The sequence below is a fragment of the Robertkochia marina genome (genome assembly GCF_004799345.1).
Taxonomy (GTDB): domain Bacteria; phylum Bacteroidota; class Bacteroidia; order Flavobacteriales; family Flavobacteriaceae; genus Robertkochia; species Robertkochia marina.
Window position 1 is genome coordinate 258,252 of the sequence record NZ_SSMC01000001.1, and the last position, 26,605, is coordinate 284,856.

Consider the following 26,605-nt stretch of genomic DNA (forward strand, 5'->3'; position numbering starts at 1 on the left):
ATTTTTTTAAACCAAGGAAGCTTACCCGGAAGGATGCTTCCTACTAATTATGCAATCTATGAGAACCAGATTAATGACGATTTTAGCCTTGATGGCCCTGGGAATTACCTATGCCGGTGGATTCCGGGTGGCACTACAAGGGCAGCGAGCACTAGCGATGGGCCACACAGGAGTGGCTGTTGTAAACAATGCAGAAGTAGCCTTTTTTAACCCTGCGGGAATGAGTTTCCTGGAAGAAAAGCTTTCCGTCAGTTTTGGTGCGAGTGCTGTTTTTACCAACATCGCCTTCCAGAACGAAGAGTTCGGATACAATACCAGAGCCGAAAACCCAACCTCTACACCATTTAACCTTTACGGAACTTATAAGATCAATGAAAAACTAAGCCTGGGTATCGCCGTGTACACCCCCTTTGGCTCACAGGTAACCTACCCTAAGAACTGGGAAGGGTCTCACCTGATTAACGACATTGCACTGCGGGCCATATTTTTTCAGCCCACCATCTCGTACAAGATCACTGATAAGATCAGTATTGGTGGTGGACCGATCTATGCCAGTGGTAGTGTTAATTTCACCAGGAACCTCGACCGATCAACCACCGATGTAAATGGCGAGCGCCTTGCCGTAACCATTGATCAGAGCGGTATTGGCGCCTGGGGTTATACTGCCGGCATGATGTTTAAACCCACAGAAAAACTCACCATGGGTATCAACTACCGATCTGAGATCAACGTAGAGGCCCGTGGCGGAAACGCCGATTTTCAAAATATTCCCGAAAATCTTCAGGGACAGTTTGCAGACGGTACTTTTGATGCCGACCTGCCCCTTCCGGCAGAGCTGAGCGTTGGGGCTTCCTATCGTTTTAATGACCAATGGCTGGTAGCCTTAGACTACAACCGCGTATTCTGGAATGCTTACGACGCACTTAATGTAAGCTTCTCTAATGGACTGGAATCTATTAACCCCAGGAATTACCAGGATTCTTCAGTGTATCGATTCGGATTTCAATACATAGCAAGCGAGCTGTTTACATTCAGAGGAGGGTATTACTTTGATGAATCTCCTGTTCAGGAAGGTTATTTTGCACCTGAAACTCCGAGAAACAATTCCAATAATTTTACAGCCGGTCTAAGCGTAAATATCAGCGACCGCTTTGCCATCGATGCGTCTTTCCTGTATGTTCATTTCAACGAGATCGACGCCTCTTATGATTTTTACCAGGAGAACGGCCAAACCGCTCCTTTCGGAGGTACCTATAAAAACAATGTTTTTGTACCCGGACTGGGAATCACCTACAAACTATAACCCTAATATTTAAAACCGACACACATGAGAAAGTTACTATATATATCAGCTGCCCTGGCTTTATTCAGCAGTTGTGAACCTGAATTTAATGAACCGGTAGACGAGGTAGGTTTTTACGACCAGGGAGAGGTCGATCTGACCAATTATGTTGCCCTTGGAAATTCGCTGACATCAGGCTATGCTGATGGTGCGTTATACCTGGACGCGCAGCAAAGTTCTTACCCAAATATCCTGGCATCAAAATTTGCCCTGGCAGGGGGCGGTGATTTCACCCAGCCCTTGATGAATGACAATATCGGAGGGCTGTTACTCAACGGAACACCCATCGCAGCAACCCGATTGGTATTGAATTTTGATCAAAACGGAAACCCGCTTCCGGTTAATCTTGAAGGAACTCCCACCACGGAGGTAACGAATACCCTGGAGGGCCCCTTCAACAACATGGCAGTACCCGGAGCAAAGAGTTATCATCTGGTAGCGCCGGGGTATGGAAATATTGCCGGAATCGGGACCAGTGCCAATCCGTATTTCGCAAGAATGGCCAGTTCTTCAGAAACCACTGTTTTGGCTGATGCTGCAGCTCAGAATCCTACCTTCTTTTCGATATGGATCGGTAATAACGACGTTCTTACCTACGCCATATCAGGAGGTACCGGTGTTGATCAAACCGGGAACCTGAATCCTGCTTCATATGCCAATAATGATATTACCGACCCGAATGTTTTTGCAGCCACTACCTCGCAAGTGGTAAGTGCAATGACTGCCAACGGAGCCAAAGGGGTAGTGATCAATATACCTGACGTTACCAAAATACCCTTCTTTACCACGGTTCCCAATAACGCTTTGGTTCTTAATGCCGAACAAGCACAACAACTAACCCTGTTTTTCCAGGCCGTAGCAGGTATTACTACTCAAGGCCTTATCGACCAGGGGGTTCCCGCAGCCCAGGCACAGCAGATAGCTTCTCAATACGCTATCACTTTTAACGAAGGACCCAACAGATGGCTCATTGATACCCCGGCTAGTCAAACCAATCCGCTTGGTTTCAGACAAATGACAGAAGAAGAACGAATTGTACTTACCATCGACCAAACAGCTTTGCGTACTGCCGGCTATGGTAGTGTTGCCATTAGCAACGAAGTACTGCAGGTACTGGGTAAACTTCAAGCAGGAGCCACAATTACCGAGGCAGAAGCAGGGCTTGTACTTGCAGCCATCAACGGCATTGACGACAAAGATGCTCTTGACAACGAAGAGATCAATGCCATTAATACAGCTAGAAGTGCTTACAACACCACCCTAAGCGGACTTGCCCAGCAAAACGATCTTATTCTTTTAGATTTTGAAAGCCTTTATGAAGAGATCGTCCTCTCCGGTTACCAGTACAATGGCGGAGAGATCACCACCACCTTTGGTACAGGAGGAGCATTTTCTCTTGACGGCATACACCTTACTCCAAGAGGTTACGCCGTGGTAGCCGATGAGATCATCAGAGCGATAAACGAAAGCTACGATGCCAATATTCCGGGAGTAGATCCCGGCAATTACCCCACCATATTTGTGCAATAAGCACTTATAAAAGCCTCAGGAGAATGTTGGAAAATTCTTTATATTTAGACAATAAAGCCATCTTATGAAGTATATTTTCAACCTTCTCCTGACCGCTTTAGCGGTTTTCATCCTGGAAAACATCCTTCCCGGGGTAAGTGTAGACAGTTTTGGAACTGCCATTTGGGTGGCCTTTGCTCTGAGCCTGCTCAATCTTTTTGTAAAACCGCTTCTTATCCTTTTCACCCTGCCTGTAACCATCCTGACCCTGGGGCTGTTTCTCTTATGCATCAACGCCTTTATTATTCAAATGGCCGACGGTCTGATCGACGGATTTCACGTGAACAGTTTTTGGTGGGCGCTCTTATTCAGTTTACTTCTTTCGGTATTACAGTCCTTTCTTCAGTCACTTACTAAGGAAGAAAAAGAAAAACCCCGAAACTAGCATTCATTCACAAAAGGTCTCTTTTTACGCACACATAGCACTATTTCAGCATTGTAGCCTCCTAACGGAATATTAAAATTTTAATAATTTGTATTTCAGCAACTTAAAAAGTTTGGGGAGTTGGTATTTTGTACTATTTTTGCAAGCCGAATTTAAGGGGTTTATAATATATTTTAGTACGAATGAATATTACAAGAGAGCAAATTGATGAGCTGAACGCAATTGTAAAAGTTGCAATCACTAAAGAAGATTACAGTGACCGAGTAGATAAGATCCTTACCGATTACCGCAAAAATGCGAACATACCCGGATTCAGAAAAGGGCATGTACCTATGGGATTGGTAAAGAAGCAATACGGAAAAGCCGTATTGGTTGACGAAGTTAACAAGCTTCTTCAAGACTCCCTTAACAAATACCTTACGGAAGAAAAGCTGGATGTTCTTGGGAACCCGCTTCCTAAGGCTCAGGACAACCTTGATTGGGATGCTGAAGAGTTCAATTTTGAATTTGAGCTCGGATTGGCACCTGATTTTGAAGTAGACCTGAACACCAAAAAGCCGATCACCCACTACAACATCATTGCTGATGACAAAATGATCGATGATCAGGTTGACCGCATCGCAAAGCAATACGGGAAACTTATCTCTCAGGAGGAAGTAAATGACGATAGTGAGATCACCGGTACCTTCAAAAACGAAGAGAAGGAGATCGAAAACAGATACACCTTTACCCTTGACAAGATCAAAGGTAAAACCAATGCTAAAAAATTCACCGGGGCTAAGGCAGGAGACGTTCTTGAGTTGAAATCAAAGAACCTTTTTGAAGATGATCACCAGCTTATGCAGGCACTTCAGGTGAGTCATGACGAGGTACACGACCTGGATATCGCCCTTACTTTCAGCATTGAAGAGATCAATAAGAGAGAAGCTGCCGAACTGAATCAGGAATTGTTCGATAAACTATTCGGACCTGAGGTAGTGAAGTCTGAAGAGGAAATGCGAGCCAAGATCAAGGAAGATGCTGAGAAACAATTTCAGCAGCAATCAGATCAGAAATTGCTGAATGACATCACTGAGTACCTGGTAGAAAACACCAAGTTCGACCTACCTGCAGAATTCCTTCAGAAATGGATCCAGACTACCGGCGAACAGGAATTAAGCGATGAGCAGGCAAAAGAAGAATACGAAAAGTCTGAACAAGGTCTGCGTTATCAGTTGATCGAAGGAAAACTGATCAAGGATAACAATATCGAAACCAAATACGAAGACCTGAAAGACTACGCTAAGGAATTCGTTAGAGCACAGATGGCTCAGTTTGGTCAGACCGATCCGGATGAAAACGTTTTGGAAGACATTGCCGGAAGAGTTCTTACCAATCAGGACGAGGTTAGGAGATTGTCTGAACAGCTCATGAGCCAGAAGCTTACAAAACTCTATAAAGAGAAAGCAAATCTGAAGACTAAAGAGATTACTTATGATGACTTTGTTAAAGAAGTTTATGGGTAATCTGTAAAAAATAAATAAGTATATTTAAGGCGTTAGAGCGTAAGGTTTAACGCCTTTTTTATACAAACCTTTAGTCAATCAAAACCCTATGAACATAGAAAGAGAATTCAGAGCATTTGCAACCAAAGATCAGGGAATCAGCAGTACGTATTACGATAGTATCGTTAGTTCCATGACCCCGGTTGGGCTCACCCCGAATATTATTGAAGAGCGCCAGATGAACGCTGTTGCTATGGATGTATTTTCAAGGTTGATGATGGACCGCATTATCTTTTTAGGTACCGGCATCAATGACCAGGTGGCAAATATTGTTCAGGCCCAGTTATTGTTCCTGGAGAGCACCGATGCTTCAAAAGATATTCAGATCTATATTAACTCTCCGGGAGGAAGTGTATACGCAGGCCTCGGTATCTATGATACCATGCAATACATCAGACCGGACGTAGCTACCATCTGTACAGGAATGGCCGCATCTATGGGGGCTGTACTTCTTTGTGCAGGAGAAAAAGGAAAACGTTCAGCACTACCCCATTCAAGGGTCATGATACATCAACCCCTTGGTGGCGCACAGGGTCAGGCCAGTGACATAGAGATCACAGCAAGAGAGATCCTGAAAATAAAAGATGAACTCTACCAGATCATTGCGAAACACTCCGGACAAAGTGTAGAAAAAGTCAATGAAGACAGTGATCGCGATTACTGGATGGGAGCCAGAGAGGCCAAAGATTACGGAATGATAGATGAAGTGTTGGAGCGTGAGTAACATCGCCCTGCAACACAAAATGATGTGTAAATAAAAATTGATCCGTGAAACGGGTCAGTTTTGGAAAGCGATTTTAAGATGACAAAAGAAAACCTGGAATGTTCTTTTTGCGGTCGTAAAAAACCTGAGACCAACCTGCTTATTGCGGGATTGGACGCTCATATTTGTGACCGTTGTATAGAGCAGGCTCACGGGATCGTACTTGAAGAAACCAGTCAGTCGAAGTCAAACGAACTTTCGGCAGAACTGGTACTTAAGAAACCCAGAGAGATCAAGGAGTTTCTTGATCAATTTATAATCGGTCAGGACGCGACTAAAAAAGTTATGTCTGTTGCCGTTTATAATCACTACAAAAGATTACTCCAGCCCGCCTCTAAGGAAGATATCGAAATTCAAAAGAGTAATATTATCATGGTGGGGCAAACCGGTACCGGTAAAACCCTTATGGCAAAGACCATCGCCAAGATGCTCAATGTGCCTTTAGCCATTGTAGACGCAACCGTGCTTACCGAGGCCGGATATGTAGGTGAAGATGTGGAAAGCATCCTGACGCGCCTGTTACAGGCCGCAGATTACAACCTGGAAAAAGCAGAGCGCGGTATTGTATTTATAGACGAGATCGACAAGATCGCCCGTAAAAGCGACAACCCTTCCATTACCAGAGATGTTTCCGGCGAGGGCGTTCAACAGGCCCTGTTGAAACTCCTGGAGGGTACTACTGTAAATGTGCCGCCTAAAGGAGGTCGTAAACACCCCGATCAGAAATTCATTGAGGTCAATACTGAAAATATTCTTTTTGTTGCCGGAGGTGCATTCGACGGGATCGAAAGAAATATTTCGAAGCGTTTAAATATGCAGGCCGTTGGATACAACACTGCCAAAGAGGAAGAATTACTGGATAAAGAAAATCTGCTTCAGTACATCATCCCTAAAGACCTGAAGGATTTCGGCCTTATTCCGGAGATCATCGGACGACTTCCGGTATTAACCCATATGGATCCGCTGGACGCGAAGACCTTGCGCTCTATCCTTACAGAACCAAAAAATGCCATCATCAAACAGTATGAGAAACTGTTTGAAATGGACAATATCAAGTTCGAGATCAAGGATGAAGCATTGGATTTCATCGTAGAGAAAGCCATTGAATACAATCTCGGAGCACGAGGATTACGATCGCTTTGTGAAACCATTCTTACCGATGCAATGTTTGAACTGCCGAGCGGTGACGAAAGCGAATTTTTAGTGGACAAATCCTATGCTCAGGAGAAGCTCACAAAATCTCAGATAAGCAAGTTAAAAGCAGTTTCTTAATACCACTGTTTTTCAAGTTATAGATCCGAACCCTTCAAAAGGGTTCGGATTTTTTTGTTTTAGAAACTACGGAATGACTATTTTTAAAGAAATATTTTTCCGATGTTTCAACGACTTTTACCTACAATCGCGCTACTATTCTCAACATGTACTGTCTTTGCGCAGACCCTAACCGCTATCGAGCAAGCTATTGTAAACTCGGTAACTGCCAACCATGCTGAGGCGGTAGAATTTTTAAAGCATACTGTAAACACCAATAGCGGCACCCTGAACATCGAAGGTGTAAAAGAAGTATCTGGGCTGTACCAGGAAGAACTCGACGCCCTTGGATTCAATACAAGATGGATCGCCATGCCGGAAGAAATGAAACGTGCCGGTCACTTGTTTGCCGAACGGCAAGGCACTAAGGGAAAAAAGCTTTTACTCATAGGACATTTAGATACGGTGTTTGAAGAAGATAGTCCGTTCCAGGAATTCACAGTACTCAACGACTCTACAGCGGCCGGGCCGGGTGCTAATGACATGAAAGGGGGAAATGCCATTATCATTTACGCCTTAAAAGCACTCTATGAGCATGGAGCCCTTGAGAACACCCAGATCATTGTGGCGTTGACCGGAGACGAAGAAAGCACCGGAAAACCACTTTCCATCAGCAGGAAAGATCTTATTGAGGCAGCTAAAAAAAGCGACATAGCTCTGGGCTTTGAAACGTCCAGTGGGTTTGAATATGCCACGGTAGCCCGAAGAGGTTCTTCAGGATGGCAGCTAAAGGTGTCAGGTAAACGTGCTCACTCTTCAGGAATCTTCAGCGACAGAACCGGTGCCGGAGCCATCTTTGAAACCTCCAGGATCCTGAACAGTTTTTATGAAGAATTACACGATGTAAAATACCTGACGTTTAATCCCGGAGTGATCCTCGGAGGCACCAAGATCGAATCAGATGACCCCACCAAAGGCACCGCCTTCGGAAAAAGCAATGTTGTTTCGCAAACTGCGATGGTAAGCGGCGGTCTCCGGTTTATTACCGAATCTCAGAAAGATAGTGCCAGGGCTGTTATGCAGCGTATTGTAAACGAAAACCTCCCTCAAACCTCAGCAGAGATATCATTTACCGACAGTTACCCGGCCATGCCTCCTACTGAAGGAAATATGGCTTTATTAAAAGTTCTGGATCAGGTAAGCCGGGATCTGGATCAGGGCGAGGTTATAGCCTACGACCCGGGCAGAAGAGGTGCAGCAGACATTTCGTTTATTGCTTCTTATGTTGACGGCCTGGACGGCCTGGGCACCATGGGAAGGGGAGCGCACACCATAGAAGAAACGGTAGATCTGAATACTTTTGAAGCCCTTACCAAAAGAACGGCATTGCTTATTTATCGATTGATCAACAGTGACGTAAATTAAGTATTCAAGCTAAAGCTCTCCAAAGTCTGTGACTTCGGAGTATCATGTAAACCTAAGATTATCTACCCTGTAAGTCAGGTCTATAGACCTGTCAATTCAATTTGATCCGTGGAAGGAGAGCAGAAAAGTATTTCCACGAAGTCACAGACTTCGCGGAACATTTTTAAGAACCTATATCGTTTTTAATCCTTCAGAAGTGGCAAACATACCCTAGTTCATCTTAAGAAGTTCCTCAAGATATTTTCTGGAGTTTGATAATCTAGGCACCTTATGCTGGCCCCCGAGCTTATCGTGCTTTTTTAGCCAGTCGTAAAACAAGTTCTCCCGGGCCACATTGAGCAATGGCCTGTTAAGCGTCATATTGTTGTAGCGTTTGGCCTCATAATCAGAATTCAGCGATTGCAGGTGATCGTCCAGGAGATCCAGGAAATCACCCGTGTTTTCCGGGTGTTTACGAAATTCGATCAACCATTCGTGGGCTCCTTTTTCTTTACCTACCATAAATACAGGGGCAACAGTATAATCTATGATCTCTGCTCCTGTTTCCTTGCAGGTACGTTTTAATGCTTCTTCAGCATTCTCTATGATCAGCTCTTCACCAAAAACATTGATATGATGCTTGGTACGGCCGGTTACTTTAATGCGGTAGGGAGCTACTGAGGTAAAGCGGACGGTATCACCGATCAGGTAACGCCATAACCCGGCATTGGTAGTAATAACCAAGGCATAGTTCTTTCCTTTTTCAACCTCCCACAGCGGTATTATCTTTTCATCAGGGGTTCCATAGGTATCCATCGGGATAAACTCATAAAAAATACCATAATCAAGCATCAACAGAAGCTCATCTGAATCATTCCGATCCTGGATGGCGAAAAATCCTTCCGAGGCATTATAGATCTCATAATACTGAAAATTCTCCCTGGGGAGGATCTTTTCGTATTGCTCCCGGTACGGATTAAAGCTAACCCCTCCGTGAAAATAAACCTCCAGGTTTTCCCAAACCTCAAAAAGGTTTTCTTTCCCGGTTCGCTCCAATACCCGGTTCAAGAGTACGAGCATCCAAGAGGGTACCCCGGCAAAACTGGTCACATCTTCCTGTATGGTCTCGGCAACGATAGCTTCCAGCTTCGTCTCCCACTCGGTCATTAGCGAGACCTTATTACTGGGAGTGCTGCTCATCTCAGCCCAAAAAGGCAGGTTGTCTATAATAATGGCCGAAAGATCTCCGAAGAAGGTATTACGATCCTGGTGAATTTCCTTGCTTCCTCCCAACCGAAGACTCTTCCCGTTAAAAAGCTTGGAATTCTCATTGTTGTTAAAATAGAGCGACAGCATATCTTTGCCCGCCTTAAAATGACAATCTTCTAAAGACTCATTGCTTACAGGAATGAACTTGCTCTTCGCATTGGTCGTACCACTGCTTTTGGCAAACCACTTGATCGGAGTTGGCCAGAAAATATTAGACTCCCCTTTTCTTGCCCTTTCTATCATAGGCTCCAAATCTTCGTACCGACTTACAGGAACCCTTCTTGCAAAGTCTTCATAGCCCTTCACAGAACTGTAACCAAAGGTTTTTCCCACCTCTGTGTCATAAGACACCGAAAGCAGCTGATGCAATACTTCTGTCTGCACTTCCGCCGGGTATTTTAAGAAAAGTTCGATCTGATGAAATCGCTTTTTTAAAAGCCAGGAGGCCACAGAATGAAATAAGGGGATTGGCATTTTTTTGAATTATATTTGGATAAAAATAGCAAAAAACTTTACACATGTACGAAGGCGTTCTCACTAAAATGGAAACCGAATTCACCAGTCCGGTCAACTATTACCTGGTCTTTGAAAATGATTTTCTGAATCTCAATCAATTACTGGACAAAACAGTGAAGATTCGCTTCGTCAAACACCAATGTCTGAATTGCGGACTCAACAAACCCATTTACCGACAAGGTTTCTGTCAGAGCTGTTTTTTTGAAGTACCCCAGGCCGCAGAATGGATCATGAAGCCCGAGCTTTCAAAGGCGCATACCGGTGAAGAAGACCGGGACCTGGAATACGAAAAGCGGGTGCAACTACAACCCCATATAGTATACCTGGCCAATTCCAGTAATATAAAAGTGGGGGTAACCAGGAAAACCCAGGTGCCTACCCGTTGGATCGACCAGGGGGCTCATGAGGCCATAGAGATCGTTGAGGTACCTAACCGTTACCTGGCCGGGATCACAGAAGTAGCCCTGAAAGAGCATATTGCCGATAAGACCAATTGGAGGAAGATGCTGAAAAATGATGTGGATGATGAAGACCTGGTAAAATACCGGGACGACCTCAAACAGTACATTCCCGAGGAGGCTAAAGATTATTTTATAGCCAGCAATAAGGAAACCAATATAGAATTCCCCGTCTTGCAGTACCCTCAAAAACCAAAGAGCCTCAATCTCGATAAAACTCCTGAATACGAAGGCATTTTAAAAGGTATTAAAGGACAGTACCTGATCTTTGAAGACCAGACCGTGTTTAACGTGAGAAGTAATGAGGGGTATGTGGTTTCTATAGAAGTTATGGGGTAACGCGGTGATAGTGGATTATGGATTATGGATTATGAATGATGGATTATGAATGATGGATGAAAAATCCATTAAAAGCATAAGTAAATCGGTTTAATCATTAAAAATATTCCTTACTCTCAACGATAACAGTATCATTTTTGATATCGAAAATCAGACGACTTTCTAAAGCGCCTCCATTGGTATAATAACCATGAGGTATATTTATAACCTCACCATCAATTCGTTTAAATTGTAGCTTGTAATTACCGTCTGACTGATCATGACTCATGTCGTGAAAATCCATAAAATAATCTCCAGGCCCTAATTGCAGTTTACCGGTCGACCTTGCTGAATCTGAAGTGAAAAATTTAACTTCAGTAATTACATCATCTGAATTATTCTCAACCTGTATGCGGATACCATCCTGAATCAACAGGCAGGAACTAAATGATAAGAGCAGGATAAGTAGGAGTATTTTTTTCATTCGGAGAGAAGGTATGCCCACCTACGCTAAAGCTTCGGTGGATGATACGGTTAGGAGGTTATGGTAATAAACAATTTATAATTTACCATCTATAATTAAGATGCTGCATCGCAGAATCTTACCCATCGGTATTCACCTTCCACTGGTGGGATTCATCTTCAAAGATCTCTTTACCGAAAATTGGCACTTCCGATTTAATACGCTCAACGATCTCTTCGGTGGCTTTATAGATGAACTTTCGTCTTTCTGCAGAGACAAAAACCACAAAACAGATCTCTCCGACTTCCACTCTACCGGTACTGTGAAAAACATGCAAATCATGTAACGGGTACTTTTCAAAGGCCTCTTTGCGAATTTCCTTAAGTTTTTCATGAGCCATGGAAGCATAGGTACTGAACTCGATAGCGCTTACCGTTTTCCCTTCGACCTCATCGGCCCTGACCTGTCCCATAAAAACAGTATGCCCCCCGGTACCTGACTTAACCCGATATGTCCCGATCACCTCTGCTAAAAATTCAGCCGGAATAGCCCCTTCAAAAAATACACTGTCTAATTTCTTTCCCATTTAAAGCGATTTTATACTATGCAAAATAAGGAATATGGAGGGGAGTTACAAGGTTGCGCAGTTATACCGTTATGCGGTTATGCAGATAGGTAGGCGGGTAGACGGAGGACCGAACGTTTAGAAAAGGTCCTGTGGACCTTTTTAGTGAAGGGGCCGGAAGGCGGGAAGGTCGAAGCCATGACGAATCAACATGCCTGTCCTCCAGATAGGTCGTCGTGTAGACGAAACAAAAAAATTTATAATTCATCATTTATAATCTATAATTGATCACGCGAAGCGGGAGCATCGTATTTCTTATATTTACAACATGGATACCACAACACTATTTACTGCTATACGTGAGAATCACCTGAACAAGGTAAAGACCATCCTCACCGAAAACCCGGAAATGATCAACGCTACAGACCAACGAGGATCGAGTCCGTTGTTGCTTTCCACCTATTTCGGGTTAATGGAAATGACCCGTTTGTTACTGGAATTCAAACCGGAGATCGATGCCAAGGACCCTTCGGGCAATACGGCATTGATGGGGGTGGCATTTAAGGGTTTCACCAATATTGCTCAAATGCTTCTGGAGGCCGGGGCCGATCCGAACATTACCAACGGCAACAAATCAACGGCCTTAATTTTCGCCGCCACCTTTGGCAAGGCCGATATCGTTAAATTACTCCTCGAGTACGGGGCAGACAAGACCGTTACCGACAGTGCCGGCCAGACCGCCCTTGACCATGCCAAAGAGCAGAATCACGCATCAGTGATCCCTTTACTTCAGGGGTGAATCTCCTGAAAATGGTTCATGATGATCCCGGTGGTATTCCAGAAGGCCGTCTATAGGCCTGCGAATGAATTTTCCGGGAATCATTCCCTTTTCCTCCAACATCGCCGAGATCAACTTTCGGGCGTGGTAGGCTACTGATCCCACGAAATGCACCGGAACTTCCCGGCACTCCTCCGTATAAAAGCCCAGATGGGTTTCAATAAAAGATGTAAAAGCCGACCTCAACAGGCCTTGCATGAACGGATGCTCCTGATGCCCCAGGGCGAAGGGAGCAAAGGAAGCGAGGTAGGCATTGGGATATGTTTTCTTGTAAAGATGTTTTTTGACCTTCGCGGGCTTTAACTTGAATTCGGCCCTGAACAGACCTTCGAGGTCTGCCGGCATCTGCTTAAAGTAAAACGCCCTGAGCAATAACTTACCCAGGTGATTTCCGCTGGCATCATCCATCAGTGTATACCCCAGAGACGGCATACGAACTTCGATATCGGTTCCATTAAAATAACAACAGTTAGATCCTGTACCAAGAATGGCTACCACCGCAGGTTCTGCAGTACAACTGTACACGGCGCCGGCCAGATCTTCTCTTACCCTGACAGGCATGGCATTCTCAAAAAAGGCCGCCAGCCCTTTTTCCAACAAAGCCGCATACTTTGGAGTCCCACAACCGGCCCCGTAAAAATACACTCCGGTGACCATGCGACGGAAATCGGCAAGGTCCTGAGATTCGTATAGCCGCTCCTCGATCTCTTTGCGTTTCAGCATACTCGGATTCAACCCTTTGGTTCGCACCTTAAACCGGGTTGAACCATTGGCATCAAAAAGTATCCAATCGCATTTTGTAGAGCCACCGTCGGCAATAACTATCATAGTATTCGATTAAAAATAGTATCTCTTAAACGCCTCTATAGCGGCATAATCGGCCAGTCCGAGTTTATGGTATTTGGCAGCGGTTTCCTTGTTGCGTTCTTCGGCACGTACCCAGAATTCCCTGGAATCGTCGCCCTGGAACATCACCCCGTCTTTTTGAGACTGGTGAAAGAAGATCGCATTTCGTTTTTTTAACACCTGGTCCGGACTCATAGGCACCGCCATTTCGATCTCGTGCATATCCCACTCGTGCCATGCCCCCCGGTACAGCCATACCCAGCAATCTTTCATAAACTCTTTTTCCTTAAGCACATCAACAGCCCCGAACAAGGCGTCAAGACACACCTTATGAGTGCCATGCGGATCTGCCAGATCACCTGCAGCGTAGATCTGATGAGGCTTAACCGCCTCAATAATGCTGCACATAATATTTATATCTTCCCGGCCAAGAGGATTCTTCTTGATAGCTCCGGTTTCGTAGAACGGAAGTTTAAGGAAGTGAACCTGCTCATCAGGCAACCCGAGGTACCTGGTGGCACCAAGTGATTCCTTTTGACGGATCAAACCTTTCAAGGCTCTAACCTCCGGAGCATCAATACCCCTTTCATTGTTAGCCCTGATACTTTCCAGGATCTGCTTGTAAATGGTTTCCTTCGGACTCAATTGCCCGGCTACCTCGGCAAACTTGATGGCCTCGTGATTAGATACAGCTATATTCCCGGAAGTCTGGTAGGCCACATGCACCTCATGCCCCTGCTCTATAAGACGATCAAAGGTGCCCCCCATGGAAATAACGTCGTCATCGGGATGCGGACTAAAGATGATCACCCTCTTCTTCGCAGGCTCTGAACGCTCAGGCCTATTGGAATCGTCGGCATGGGGCTTCCCTCCGGGCCACCCCGTAATAGTATGTTGTAACACATTGAACATTTTAATGTTCAGGTTGTATGAAGAACCTTCTTTGGTAAGCAGGCCTTCCATCCCGTTATCATTATAATCCTTATCGGTGAGCCTGAGAATAGACTTCTGGGCTTTATCGCATAACCACACCACTGCTTTTCTCGTGAGCTCAGTTGTCCATTCGCAAGGCCCCACTAACCATGGAGTCTTAATTCGCGTTAACTCTGAAGCAGCACCTTTATCGAGAATAAAAGTAGTATTATCGTGTTCCTGTAAATAGGTGGAAGGCACCTGGGAGGTTATCTCCCCTTCAACGGCTTTTTGCACGATCTCTGCCTTATTCTGCCCCCAGGCCAGAAGTACCACGCGACGGGCATCAAGCACCGTGCGTATACCCATGGTTATGGCCTTTTTGGGCACGTTTTCAATACCCAGGAAGGCAGGAGCCGCATCAGAACGTGTCAGGTGATCGAGGGTTATCAATCTCGTACGTGAATTAAAATGAGACCCCGGCTCGTTGAATCCGATATGCCCTGTTCTTCCAATTCCCAATAACTGAAAATCCAAACCGCCATATGATTTGATCTTCTTCTCATAAGACACACAAAACTCCAGCACCTCTTCCGGTTCCAGGTCACCCTTGGGGATATTGATATTCTCTTCAGGAATATCAATATGCTTAAAAAGGTATTCCTGCATGAAATAATGGTAACTCTGTACATTTTGGTTTGACATCGGATAGTATTCATCAAGATTGAAGGTAACCACATTTTTGAAGCTCAGGCCTTCTTCCCGATGCAATCGCACCAACTCCTCATACACCCGTATCGGGGAAGATCCGGTGGCCAAACCAAGAACACATGGTCGCCCTTCCTGCTCCCTCTCGCGTATGAGTTGAGCTATTTCGGCAGCCACCACTGAAGAGGCATAATGGGCATCATCATAGACCACATTATGAATTTTCTCGAAACGGGTATTCTCATAGATCCCCGCCTCCTGGTAACTGATATCTGTTAAATTTCTTAATTGCTCTTCAGCTATCATGGCTTTATAATTTAATGTTTTTGTTATCTAACAGCCGCCTTAAAGATCCATCGCCAGAATAGATTCCTGCAACTATTAGAACTAAAATACAAAATATTATGGCATTATACTGCATAATTTACAGCGTAAAACTGCAAATAATTGCGATTGTATGAGTGCCGCTATCCATTAACAAGTTCGGAAAACCGATGATCTTACAGGTATTTATTCGACTAACAACGGCTGCCTGACCCCCAACAACACAGGGCTAAAACTTGTATGAAACGACAAACCCTATCCTATGAACCAACAAAAAAAGGAGGGGAATCTTCCCCTCCTTTTTGGAGCTCAACAAGCTAATAGTAACTAATAAAAAACAATTATTTTCTAGTTTGCCCACCAAAGTTTGGTGGCCTGGGTATCGGGTCCTTGTGCAGACACAGCTGTCTGGTAGTTACTACCATTACTGGTCTGTACATTCGTTCCGTATCGCATGCGTTGCGGATAAGCGCCATTGAGAGTACCCGGCTCAAACAATACAAGGTCTGAAACACCCTGGGCCAGTTCGGCAGGATATCCTGTATCTCTCACTACGGCCCAGGCTTCAAATCCATCCGTATAGTTCGCGATCCATCTCTGAACGGCTATTTTTTCCAGTTTCTCCTCCACCGTTCCCGCGGTAATATCGGCCAGGGGTGCAGAGGCGATATAGGTTTGGGCGTCGCCTTCTCCAATTCCCCATACCTTCATAGCTTCCACTATACCTTTTTCCATCATCAGCTGGGCATCATCAGAGCCCAGTCCTTTCACCGCTGCCTCTGCCCTTAGGAAATAAGCCTCTGCAGATGTCATTACAATTTCAGGATACATATTTCCTGACATCTTTGGCTGAATCACCATATCAGAAGGGGTACTGAACAAGTTGTAATTGGCATAAGGTGCAGTTTGACCATTCAGTCTTGAAGGCTGCCCGATATACTGTCCCGAGGCAAGACTTATGGTAACCTCATCGGTACCCACGCCGGTAGCCGAATAATCTGCCCCGGCATCGTCGAGCAGGCTGATGATATAGTTCACTCTTGCCTCAAAATTGGTTGCAGCCTCTCCTTCGGCTGGGCGGGTAAAGGTTACATCACCTCCGGCTGCAGGCTTGGCGTAAACAGCCAGCCGCGGATCATTATTATCTCTCAGGTAATCTATAAGTACCTTCCCAATGGTCCATTTTGACCCTAAACCACCGAAGTTGTGCCAGATGTCGCCATAGGCAGCACTTGACCATTGTGTGATCTCGGTATCTTTTGGCATGAGTACACTACCACTGGCGTCATCTAAAAGAGGTGCTGCCAGCGCTTGATTAATGGCGTTTGCAGAAAAGTCATCTCCTGCAGCCCCATTGGCCCGAAGGGCCATTCTCAACTTCAGGGTGTTGGCAAGTCTTTTCCATTTTTGAAGATCACCCTGGCAGTACACATCATTTTCTGCCACATCATCAATCCCCACCCCGGTTCGTTCTGTATCACCAATAATCTGCATGGCCAGATCAAGGTCGGCTATTGCCCCTTTATAGATCTCTGCCTGAGAATCAAACTTCGGGGTAACGATTCCGTCTACCCCCGCCTCACTAAAAGGGATCATCCCGAAGGTATCGGTGTACATTTGGTAAAAGAGAGATTTGGTAACCAAACCAATGGCATACATATATTCATTCTCGAACTGCCCACCTTCGTTGGTGAGTTTCAGAAAATTATCGATCCCTCCGAAAGCTCCTTCCAGCCATCCCCATGATGCATCGGTATATCCGGCATTGTAGGCATAGCTCAGTCCGTCGCTCCACCAGGAGCCGTGATGTCCAAAGGTGAAATGTCCGGCATAGCGATCGGCATGGATCAGATGTGCTCTCCAGTAAGGAAAACGGTCGGGACCAAACAATTTAAAAAGGGGTTCGGTAAGGAAATACTTTGCACTCACCTCTTCCGGAAGAAAACCATTAGGATCCTGGTTAATCTCATTAAAGTCGGAAGTACAAGAGGAAAGTAACAACCCAGTGATCATTCCTGCTGTATATAATATTCTTTTCATAATGGCTTAAAATTTAAGATTAACATTCATACCTACACTTCTGGTAGTGGGCAGGTTGTTATACAATACCCCCTGGGCAAAGTTGCTGGTAGAAAAGCTGGATTCCGGATCAAAATTATCCATCTCCTTGTATATAAAGAAGAGGTTTCTTCCTGTAAGGCTAACCGAGGCACCACTTAGGAAGGTGCGCTCTAGCATCTTGGCCGGGAAATTATAGGTCAGGGCTACTTCGCGCAGCCTCACATTGGTCTGAGAATACACGTAATTGGAAGCGATCCCGCTAACGCTGCCCCAGTATTGTTGTGCTGTAATCGAGGTAGCATTGGGAGTCAGGTTTCCGGCTCCATCATCTACAAACCCGTCCAGCACCACTCCATCTTCACGATACTGCAGGGTTCTTTCTGAAACTCCCGAAGCGTCAAGAGCGGCATCTGTACCCGAGAACACCTCTCCTCCGATTCGGTAATCGACAAGGAAACGGAATCCGAAATTCCTGTAATCAAAAGAATTGGTGATACCTCCTATCATATCCGGCTGGTAATTTCCGAGCTTTACCAACTCATCTGAGCCCTGTGGCCTCCCGGCATTATCTAAAATAAGGGCTCCGGCATTAGGCCCGTCTTGAACTCGCTTATAATCTGTACCCCAGATCTCTCCGAAACCTCCCCCTACGGTGGCTTGTACCTTAACGGTACCGGCGTTGTTTCCGGTAAAGGAGAAATTATCCAGGTCTTCGATAAGCTCTGTCAGCTTGTTTTCATTCTTTGCGATATTGGCTGAGATCTCCCAGCTGAAATCTTCTGTTCGAACGGGAGTTCCTCCCATCAGGAGTTCAAATCCTTTATTGGTAAGCTCCCCTACATTCTCACGGAAGAAACTATATCCTGTAGACTGCGGAACCGGCACATCAAAGATCAGGTCACGCGATCGAATATCGTAGTAAGAAGCATCCAGGAAGAGTCTGTTTTCGAACATCCTGAACTCTACCCCAAATTCGATGGAGGTCACTTCTTCCGGACGCAGGTTTTCATTAGCTCTTACATCCGGTCTTGAAATCTGTGTAAGCCCGAGATACCCGTTGGCGGCAAGGTTAAAGGTTTCTGTAAGCTGATAAACCCCGGTATCGTTACCTACCTGTGCCCAACTCGCTCTTAACTTAAGAAAGTCGATGGCTGTACCCTGGAAATCAAAGGCTGTTGAAGGAATAAAACTAAAACTCGCTGATGGATAGAAATAGGAGCGGTTATCTTCTGATAAGGTGGAAGACCAGTCATTTCTACCGGTAAGGTCAAGATACAGGAAGTTATCCCAGGCAAAAGAAGCAGCTCCATAGAGGGAGTTTACCTTCTTTTCCTGCAGGGGTACATAGGATTGCATAGGGTCCTGCAGGTTCGATACCGTGATTCGGGTAGGTATCTTAAACCCTCGTCCGTTGATCCCGATACCCTTATAGGTTCTGTACGAGTGGTTACCTCCGAAACTGGCATTAAGATTCAGTTTCTCTGTGATATTTTTATTGGCCGTGATCAGGAAATCAGCGTTGGTCTCTCCCACGGTATTTTCGTTAATGAAGAGCGCTCCTTCCTGGTTGAAGTGATGTCCGAACTGGTTGGCCGTAAATATATCCTGCTTCACCATATCGGTACCGATCCTGGCAAAAGCCGAAAGCCAATCGGTGAACTGATAATCAATTTTAGCAAACCCCGTGATCCTCTTCCTGGTATCCTGGTTGATATCATTCTCCAGGATCCAGTAAGGGTTTCCAGAAGTTCCCCAGGAGATCACATTGTACGGTGCAGCCGGGTTTACCGGATTCTCAAGATCCTGGAAACGCTTTACATCATTGAGCACTACATTTCTCGGCATGGTATACACATAGGCAAGCACTCCTTCGGTACCCTGAGTAGCCCTGTTCTGCGCATCCTGCTCAAAATAGGTCACTTTAGAATCAAGGGTGAACTTCTCAGATAACTTGGTAAATCCACGCAAATTAAAGTTGTGTCTTACCACCTCAGAGTTAGGGAGAATGGAATTGGCATCAGTGTGGGTATAAGAGAACAGCACATTAGAGTCCTGATTTCCTCCGGTAAGAGTAACCGCATTTATGAAGGTTGTTCCCGTTCTGAAAAAGTCCTCCACATTATCAGGTTGTGCCTCATACGGCCTGTCCTCTCCTGTGTAATAAAACTGGGAAGAACCATCAAAGGCAGGCCCCCATGAACTATTACTCTTTACGGCATTTACCTGTTCTTCGAAGGTACCTCCTGCTGGGATCTGCGGGAAATTCCCCTGGCTACCCCGACCGTACTGGTTTTGAAACTCGGGTAAAAGCAGTGGTGTATCAACCGTGGCTGAAGAATTAATCGTAACCCCGATCCCTCGTCCGGCGGTTCCTTTTTTGGTGGTGATAAGAATAACCCCGTTACTCGCCCTCGAACCGTAAAGTGCAGCGGCGTTCGGCCCTTTAAGAATGGTCATGGTTTCAATATCTTCGGGGTTGATATCAGAAATACCGGTACCGTAATCGGCCCTGCTAAATTCTGAAGTATTGGCGCCTGCAGCAGATCCGAATCCGGAGTTATCGATCGGAATACCATCTACCACATACAAGGGTTGGTTATTTCCTGTGATCGAGTTGTTACCCCTGATCACCACCCTGGCTCCCCCGGCAGGACCGGAAGTAGATTGGGTGACCACTACCCCGGCAACCTTACCGGATAATGAATTCACCACGTTGGGTTCTTTAGCGGTGGTCAGGTCCTCGTTCTGCAATTCAGAAACTGCATATCCCAGGGCCTTTTTTTCGCGTGATACCCCAAGAGCAGTTACTACCACCTCATCTAATTGCTGGGTATCTTCCTGTAAACTTACATTAATAACCGACTGCCCTTCCACAGGTATTTCCCGGGTAGTAAAGCCCACATATGAAAATACCAGGACGGCATCCCGGCCGGCTTCAATGGTATAATTACCATTAAAATCAGTAGACGTCCCGGAGGCGGATCCCTTTAGGGAAACAGTCACACCGGGTAATGGCACACCATCTCCCTCACTGACCACCGTTCCGGTAATCGCCTGAGATTGTGCTGCGGCCCATTGCGAAAGACAGAGGACTGCACAAAACATTAAGCTTTGAAAAGTTCGTGACATAGAATTGATTTAAATTTAAAGTTCTGATTACTCGTTAGCTGGTTGTTATGGAACCTAAATGTGATTATACATAGATAAAATTGAAAGTTTTTTCGACCAACAACTTACCGTAAGTTCTGAACAACTTGAAGTTTACTCCATAAAAAATTCATAGTGTGCTCATCTTAAGACAAATCGTTAAAAGAAACTCCCCGGTGGTTTAATCTTTGAAACCTTTGGAAACTTCCTCAATAACGACAGGCCTGCTGCTTCTCCCGAAGCGATTCACGGTTATGGCCCTGACCTTTCCTTTTACCGGAACCGGACCTGAATAGGTTGCTGCCATGTCGGTTTTATCTGCTTCAAGGTATCTTATATCCATCCCGGGAAATGCGGTATTCAAATACAGGGAGTCGTTTTTAATAAAGCCTCCTGGCGGAGGAATCCGGTAGGCAATCTCATCCTCATCCAAACGCGGGAGCTCCCATTGTACAAGGCGATTGGCAAACCTGTTCCAGGCTACATCTTTTTCTGCTCTTGGATTACCTTTCCAGGCGCGTTCTCCCAGAGCGAAAAGTTTCGGGTATATCGCATATTGCAATGCTGCCTTGTCGTGTATCAATTCAGACCAAAGCTGCCCCTGGATACCTTCCACCTTATGAAATGAGGGGAGGAATTCGAAATTGAAGACTCTTCTCGTATCTACAAATCCTCCCCAGTAAAAACCGCGGTCTTCAGGATGGGAAGAATAAGCCATATCAAAATACAGATGGGTTACATGACTCAAAATTACCGGGTAACCCGCCTCTGCCAGTTCTTCCCCCAATCTGCTTCCTTCTGTAGATGCATTATGCCAATGATACAGCAGGGGTGGGTTTAGAGTGGCCAGAGCTGTATTGATCTTCTTAACTCCTTCTTCATGAAGTAGTCCGATCTCTTCCCAACCCGCCATTCGAATATTTTTACGCTCCAGGATCTTGCTCACGTTATTAATGAAATACAACTTAGCCAGGTTTACCACATCCTCTTGACCGGGGAATAAATTCAAACAGGCTGCACTCTGCTCCCATACGCCCACAGGAACTTCATCTCCTCCGATATGAAGGGTCTTTAAGGGAGTCCCTGATTCCCGATGCATTGCTTCCAGCTCGGACACCACTTTTTCGACAAAGGTGTAAAGGGAGGGCATACAAACATTGACCACGTTATCGTCATAATTTTGAACGGATAAATATGAAGAGTTATCCTCGGGGTCATGGAGGAGAAATTCCCGGGCTTTTTCTTCCTCCCCTAAAGAAAGCAGGGTTTTCTCTCTGGCCTTCATAGCCACAATGGCCGCCCTGGCATGTCCGGGAAGATCGATCTCAGGAATGACCTCAATATGCCGTTCGGCGGCGTATTTTAATATTCTGATGTAGGCTTCTCTCGAATAATAACCACTTCCCGAAGTGGTTGTTGCCGATCCGTACTGGTGGTGAAGTCCGTTAATCTCATCCCGGGTATGTTGGCGAACCGCTCCCACCCGTGTAAGTTCCTCCAGGCCGGGAATCTCTATACGCCACCCTTCGTCATCGGTCAGGTGAAAATGAAAGGTGTTCAATTTTAGCCTCCCCATCTGATCCAGCAGTTCCAGAACAGCCTCCTCTTCAGAAAAGTTCCTTGCCACATCAAGATGCATCCCCCGGTAATTATGAGCAGGAAAATCATGAATAAGGGCGCCTTGTAATTCCAGATAGCCGTCTTTTTTAAGGATTAGGGATTTCAGGGAGGTAATCCCATAAAAAACGGCAGCCCTGCTTCCACCGGATATTTTGCCACCGCTTTTCCCGATGTCCAGGTGGTATTCTTCCTCTCCCAACGAAGGATCCAGAAAAAGTCCGATCCCATCTGTCTTTTGACCTTCTTCTGTAATCTCATTTACTTTTAGCCGGAAAGAATTTTGAAAGAATTCCTTGAGGTGATCAATTTCATTCTTAAGGGCAAATGCACCCCAGATCTTTACTTCGTCATTCAGAACCATGGACTCTTTTCTGAGCTTCCATGATACAGGCTCCGGGGTAATTGGACTCAACTCATCTTTTTGTAATACTTCTAAGGAAGCATAGGTACGATACCGCTCTTCGGGAGTATCCGGAATAACCTGAGTACGACCCTTAAATAATGTAACATCCTTACCTATAGGAATGGGATGATACTCCGGGTAGATCACCCTTTCATCATTCCCGTCAATCACCAGGTAAATTCCGGCAGGAGCATCGCTGTTCTTAATGATGGTTCCATTGGCAATAAGAGGAATATCAAGGGTATCCCCAACCTCAAGCCTCAGACTTTTATCTATGGGAGTTATGCTGTAGAGATCTCCGGCCCAGTGCCTCATCTCATACCCGTACTCCTCAGAAGCGAGGGTATCGACCAGCCTTCCGGGAGAATGGTTAAAGAACAATTCCCAGGAGGAGCTCAGGGGTTGTGGAGTCCTGTTTACAAGCCTGAATACCGACAACCATTTATCTTCATCATCCATACGATTTTCGCGAAGTTCCCATTCAACCAGGAGGGCGTTTTCTTCAGATCGGGCAGAGCGTTCCCGGCAGCCCATACTGAGCAGCACAAATAATAGCAGTAAATATTTCATTAAAGTGAGTTGGTTAAGGTCATTTTATCTTATAGGAAGCATCGATGAGCGAATTGGAGATCTCAGAAGATCTGACGGCATAGTTAAACCCGGAACGCAGACAAAAAGAGCCGTAGGTTCCATCCTTACTCATGGCAATAAATCCTACCTGCAGGTATTCCATTTCAGGAGAGCCTTTATAGATATGAGCGATCCTGTTGGTGATGGTTTTACACGCCTCTTCAGGGCTTGCTCCCGAACGCATCAATTCTACCACCATAGCGCTTCCGGCAGTTTTAATGATGGCCTCTCCCAGGCCCGTGGCTGCAGCAGCACCGACTTCGTTGTCGAGAAAAAGTCCGGATCCTATCAGGGGAGAATCGCCGATCCTGCCGTGCATTTTCCATGCCGCCCCACTAGTGGTACAGGCACCGGCAAGGTTGCCTTCCTTATCGAGGGCGAGCATGCTAATGGTATCGTGGTTTTCAATATTGATCACCGGCTTATAGTTCGATGTTTTCCGCCATTTATTATAGGCTTCAAGAGCTTTCTCAGTGAGTAATTCTTCTTTATGGAAGCCTTCCTGCAGGGCAAACTGCAAGGCCCCCTCTCCTGCAAGCATTACATGAGGAGTTTTCTCCATCACCTTCCTGGCCACAGATATCGGGTGCTTTATATGTTGCAGAAAAGCCACAGACCCGGCGTTGCTGTTGTGATCCATAATACAGGCATCCAGGGTAACCACCCCATCCCGGTCAGGCCATCCTCCATACCCAACACTACTCACTTCAGGATCTGCCTCGGCAGTTCTCACGCCTGCCTCCACCGCATCAAGAGCCTTCCCTCCTTCCCCCAATATGTTCCAGGCTGCTTCATTGGCCGGCAAACCATGATTCCAAGTAGAGATCACTACAGGAGATGTTGGTTGAGACTCCTGAAGACTCCCGGCAGCAGGATTCCCTGCACTTTCTGTCAAGGAATTGCCACGAGACTGTAAAGCACTAAGGCCGATAGCCCCCAGTGCAGCATTTTGAATAAAATTCCTTCTTTTCATGGTTAGTGGTTTCGAGACTTTACTTGTTCATTTTTATCATAGGCCTTCAGTACTTCCAGGTGCCCGGGTTTCAAGGCACCGGCATCGAACAAGGCAACACCTTTTGCACCGTTATCCCGTGCTTCCGTGATGGCCTGTCTCAATTCATCCGGGGTGAGTTCGGGAAGAAACACTCCTGTATGCAACTCGGTATTATTCCCCCTCAAATCTTCAACACCCTGGCCGGTGGCATAGCCTATCCAATCGATCTCTTCATTGTAGAAGTTGTGATACACCATGGGCAATACCATATCGATCTTCCATTTATCCCATCGCTGACGCACCATAAGATCTGCCATTTCAGGGTATGGAAATACAGCGGCCGTTAATTTCTTACCATGAGCATGAACGCGATCGTAGGCTTCATCTACCACCTTCTTGATCCGGTTCAGGCGAAATTGCTTCCACTCCATATCTATAGCAGGGTTGTTTAATGCCCTGACATCTTTGTGATGTTCTTCCTTAAACATTTCTATACAGGTATCGCAATAGCAAAAATCAAATTCGGGAAGCTCTTCTTCCTGCTCAAGATCATATTTCGGCAAGAGTCCAACCGGAAGAAAAATATCTGAATACCTTATATAATCCAGGTGAACGCTGGTAATACCCTGCACCCTGGCAAGATTTTCGGCAAGACGTAATACATGTTCGCGGGCCTCTTTCCTTGACGGACATAACCACTGATAGTAATCTACATAGGGACGGGTATCAAAACAGGAATTACCCTCGCGACTCACTGCATACCATTCCGGGTGCTGCAGGGCAATTGAATCTCCTGGACGATTCATGGCCATAAACCATGCGTGTACTTCCAGGCCTTCCTTTATAGCCAGGGGAGTGAGCCTGGACAGCAGGGTCGTATCCGTATTCGTATTTATGAGTACAGCGTCGATACCGGACTTACTGAATTTCCTGAATTCTGAAACATATGCAGAATCAGGTTTTTCCGGAGACGCCCCCATCCAGGCCCAAAACTTAAAAGACTCTCCGGAGTCTTCCATGGAGTTAACAGCTATTTTTTTATTCTCGGAACAAGCCCAGAGGCACCATAGAGAAATGGTAAGTAGTAATGCTTTTTTTATCATTGATCTGTAGGTGTATTGATAGTGAATTTACCGTCGCGGCCGATCATGAGCAAATTTCCACTAATGGGACTTTTGCAACTGATGTACCAACCGGCATCATTATAGTGTAATACTACGGGCAGGTTTGCCTCCCTGAAGGTGATCGCTCCAACTTCATTTAAATCAAGATCTCCGGAGATGCCGTCCTTTCCATCCTTGTCAAGCAGATCCCTGTAAACAGCGTACAATTCCCATTTCAGGCGCTCTTCTCCCGGAATGGAGTATACCGTTGTTTCGTTCTCCGGATTAAAATATACATAGCCCCAGCGCTCAGGCTCGTGCATATTGATCACTTGCTGGGGAGACCATACCCAGTTGTACTCAGGAAGATACTTTCCCTGCTCATCTTTCTTTCTGGAATACCTTCCATCAGAAAGCTGAAAATCCCAATTAACCCTCGAGAAATTCATTCTCCAAAACCGACCTTCGGGAGGTACCGGTCCGTGGGCAGCCTCCTCAAGCACATCCCAGGGAAGCGCCATTTCAACACTCCAACCGGTATCTTTATCACCGGAATCATTCAGGGTGCCATCGATCGCCACAGCGCTTTGAATACCCTTTATATCCCAGTTGTCAATAACACTCCCTCCATTGCGGTAGGGTTTAACCAAAAGCAGGTCCCAAAGGGTGTTCAGTGCATTCACCTCCAACTCATAATACTCATGGGTATCTCCATCGGGATCAATAAATACTTCGAAATCATTGTTGTAAAAGATCACGGTATCACGAAGTTTCAGAGTGCCCCAAACGTGGGGTTCCTCCATTTGCGCATAGATATACAGGTAGCGGTTATCCCAGAGCATTTTCACCCTGGTTTGATAGGGGGGAACCTCATATCCTTCAATATCTATAAATGGTTCTGAAAACGAAGCCATTTTCCAGGCAACCTCTTCTGCCACCCCGTCAATGTTAAGAGCCTCTGCGGTATACTCCGCCACGTAAGAACGCGGTTCCATGAGCACTCCATCCTGCGCAAACCCCAGGTTCTGTATGGAATGAAACAAAAAGAGCATAAGCAAATTCAGGAAGATATTTGCTCTCAAGTTTCCCGACGACCTTAAAATATTAGCAAATTCGCAATGCCGGCACTCAAATTTTTGAGGCATGTTCAAAATATTTGTCTGTTTGTTATA

At 45.6% G+C, this 26,605-nt stretch carries 20 protein-coding genes; 9 read left to right on the forward strand and 11 right to left on the reverse strand.

Translation table 11 applies throughout. The annotated features are described in order from the left end of the window. Window positions 1–58: 58 nt before the first annotated feature. From E7Z59_RS01065 to E7Z59_RS01095, 7 genes are all read left to right on the forward strand, one after another. Window positions 59–1,303, forward strand: coding sequence for an OmpP1/FadL family transporter (locus E7Z59_RS01065; protein ID WP_136334443.1), 1,245 nt, complete (start codon window positions 59–61; stop codon window positions 1,301–1,303). A 24-nt stretch (window positions 1,304–1,327) separates the two neighbouring features. Further along, on the forward strand, window positions 1,328–2,872 hold the full coding sequence (locus E7Z59_RS01070; protein WP_136334444.1) for an SGNH/GDSL hydrolase family protein: 1,545 nt from the start codon (window positions 1,328–1,330) through the stop codon (window positions 2,870–2,872). A 64-nt stretch (window positions 2,873–2,936) separates the two neighbouring features. Continuing rightward, the gene (locus E7Z59_RS01075) at window positions 2,937–3,296 is read left to right on the forward strand and encodes a phage holin family protein (protein WP_136334445.1); all 360 of its coding nucleotides are present in this window, start codon (window positions 2,937–2,939) and stop codon (window positions 3,294–3,296) included. 182 nt (window positions 3,297–3,478) lie between these two features. Continuing rightward, the gene (gene tig / locus E7Z59_RS01080; RefSeq protein WP_136334446.1) at window positions 3,479–4,801 is read left to right on the forward strand and encodes a trigger factor; all 1,323 of its coding nucleotides are present in this window, start codon (window positions 3,479–3,481) and stop codon (window positions 4,799–4,801) included. Between the two features lie 88 nt (window positions 4,802–4,889). Continuing rightward, entirely contained in the window at window positions 4,890–5,564 is a 675-nt protein-coding gene (clpP, locus tag E7Z59_RS01085) for an ATP-dependent Clp endopeptidase proteolytic subunit ClpP (RefSeq protein WP_136334447.1), read from the forward strand. 78 nt (window positions 5,565–5,642) lie between these two features. After that, the gene (clpX, locus tag E7Z59_RS01090; protein ID WP_136334448.1) at window positions 5,643–6,875 is read left to right on the forward strand and encodes an ATP-dependent Clp protease ATP-binding subunit ClpX; all 1,233 of its coding nucleotides are present in this window, start codon (window positions 5,643–5,645) and stop codon (window positions 6,873–6,875) included. Between the two features lie 102 nt (window positions 6,876–6,977). Then, window positions 6,978–8,279 (forward strand): M20/M25/M40 family metallo-hydrolase, encoded by a 1,302-nt coding sequence (locus E7Z59_RS01095; RefSeq protein WP_136334449.1) that lies wholly within the window; start codon window positions 6,978–6,980, stop codon window positions 8,277–8,279. Window positions 8,280–8,489: 210 nt separating this feature from the next. On the opposite strand, the gene E7Z59_RS01100 is transcribed toward E7Z59_RS01095, so the two are convergent. Then, window positions 8,490–10,001, reverse strand: coding sequence for a GH3 auxin-responsive promoter family protein (locus tag E7Z59_RS01100; protein WP_136334450.1), 1,512 nt, complete (start codon window positions 9,999–10,001; stop codon window positions 8,490–8,492). A 44-nt stretch (window positions 10,002–10,045) separates the two neighbouring features. On the opposite strand from E7Z59_RS01100, the gene E7Z59_RS01105 reads away from it, so the two are divergent. Continuing rightward, window positions 10,046–10,840, forward strand: a complete 795-nt coding sequence (locus E7Z59_RS01105) for a DUF2797 domain-containing protein (protein WP_136334451.1) — start codon at window positions 10,046–10,048, stop codon at window positions 10,838–10,840. 97 nt (window positions 10,841–10,937) lie between these two features. Here E7Z59_RS01105 and E7Z59_RS01110 read toward each other — a convergent pair whose 3' ends face one another. Then, the gene (locus tag E7Z59_RS01110; protein WP_136334452.1) at window positions 10,938–11,303 is read right to left on the reverse strand and encodes a hypothetical protein; all 366 of its coding nucleotides are present in this window, start codon (window positions 11,301–11,303) and stop codon (window positions 10,938–10,940) included. 118 nt (window positions 11,304–11,421) lie between these two features. Continuing rightward, window positions 11,422–11,868, reverse strand: a complete 447-nt coding sequence (locus E7Z59_RS01115; RefSeq protein WP_136334453.1) for a molybdenum cofactor biosynthesis protein MoaE — start codon at window positions 11,866–11,868, stop codon at window positions 11,422–11,424. 307 nt (window positions 11,869–12,175) lie between these two features. On the opposite strand from E7Z59_RS01115, the gene E7Z59_RS01120 reads away from it, so the two are divergent. Then, the gene (locus tag E7Z59_RS01120; protein WP_136334454.1) at window positions 12,176–12,646 is read left to right on the forward strand and encodes an ankyrin repeat domain-containing protein; all 471 of its coding nucleotides are present in this window, start codon (window positions 12,176–12,178) and stop codon (window positions 12,644–12,646) included. Here the strand turns inward: E7Z59_RS01120 and E7Z59_RS01125 are convergent. The 8 genes from E7Z59_RS01125 to E7Z59_RS01160 all read right to left on the reverse strand — a co-directional run bounded on the left by E7Z59_RS01125 (window position 12,632) and on the right by E7Z59_RS01160 (window position 26,485). Next, window positions 12,632–13,513, reverse strand: a complete 882-nt coding sequence (locus tag E7Z59_RS01125) for an N-acetylglucosamine kinase (RefSeq protein ID WP_136334455.1) — start codon at window positions 13,511–13,513, stop codon at window positions 12,632–12,634. The genes E7Z59_RS01120 and E7Z59_RS01125 overlap by 15 nt on opposite strands. Window positions 13,514–13,522: 9 nt before the next feature. Next, on the reverse strand, window positions 13,523–15,457 hold the full coding sequence (gene nagB / locus E7Z59_RS01130) for a glucosamine-6-phosphate deaminase (protein WP_136334456.1): 1,935 nt from the start codon (window positions 15,455–15,457) through the stop codon (window positions 13,523–13,525). Window positions 15,458–15,823: 366 nt separating this feature from the next. Further along, window positions 15,824–17,515 (reverse strand): SusD/RagB family nutrient-binding outer membrane lipoprotein, encoded by a 1,692-nt coding sequence (locus E7Z59_RS01135; RefSeq protein WP_136334457.1) that lies wholly within the window; start codon window positions 17,513–17,515, stop codon window positions 15,824–15,826. A gap of 6 nt (window positions 17,516–17,521) precedes the next feature. After that, window positions 17,522–20,665 (reverse strand): SusC/RagA family TonB-linked outer membrane protein, encoded by a 3,144-nt coding sequence (locus tag E7Z59_RS01140; RefSeq protein WP_242015628.1) that lies wholly within the window; start codon window positions 20,663–20,665, stop codon window positions 17,522–17,524. Window positions 20,666–20,864: 199 nt separating this feature from the next. Beyond that, window positions 20,865–23,276 (reverse strand): family 20 glycosylhydrolase, encoded by a 2,412-nt coding sequence (locus tag E7Z59_RS01145; RefSeq protein WP_136334458.1) that lies wholly within the window; start codon window positions 23,274–23,276, stop codon window positions 20,865–20,867. 19 nt (window positions 23,277–23,295) lie between these two features. Then, window positions 23,296–24,309 carry a N(4)-(beta-N-acetylglucosaminyl)-L-asparaginase gene (locus tag E7Z59_RS01150; protein WP_136334459.1) on the reverse strand — a complete coding sequence of 338 codons (1,014 nt, stop codon included), beginning with the start codon at window positions 24,307–24,309 and terminating at the stop codon, window positions 23,296–23,298. 2 nt (window positions 24,310–24,311) lie between these two features. After that, window positions 24,312–25,433 (reverse strand): putative glycoside hydrolase, encoded by a 1,122-nt coding sequence (locus E7Z59_RS01155; RefSeq protein WP_136334460.1) that lies wholly within the window; start codon window positions 25,431–25,433, stop codon window positions 24,312–24,314. Continuing rightward, window positions 25,430–26,485 (reverse strand): carbohydrate-binding family 9-like protein, encoded by a 1,056-nt coding sequence (locus tag E7Z59_RS01160; RefSeq protein ID WP_136335479.1) that lies wholly within the window; start codon window positions 26,483–26,485, stop codon window positions 25,430–25,432. The genes E7Z59_RS01155 and E7Z59_RS01160 overlap by 4 nt, the downstream gene beginning before the upstream one ends. Window positions 26,486–26,605 lie beyond the last annotated feature (120 nt).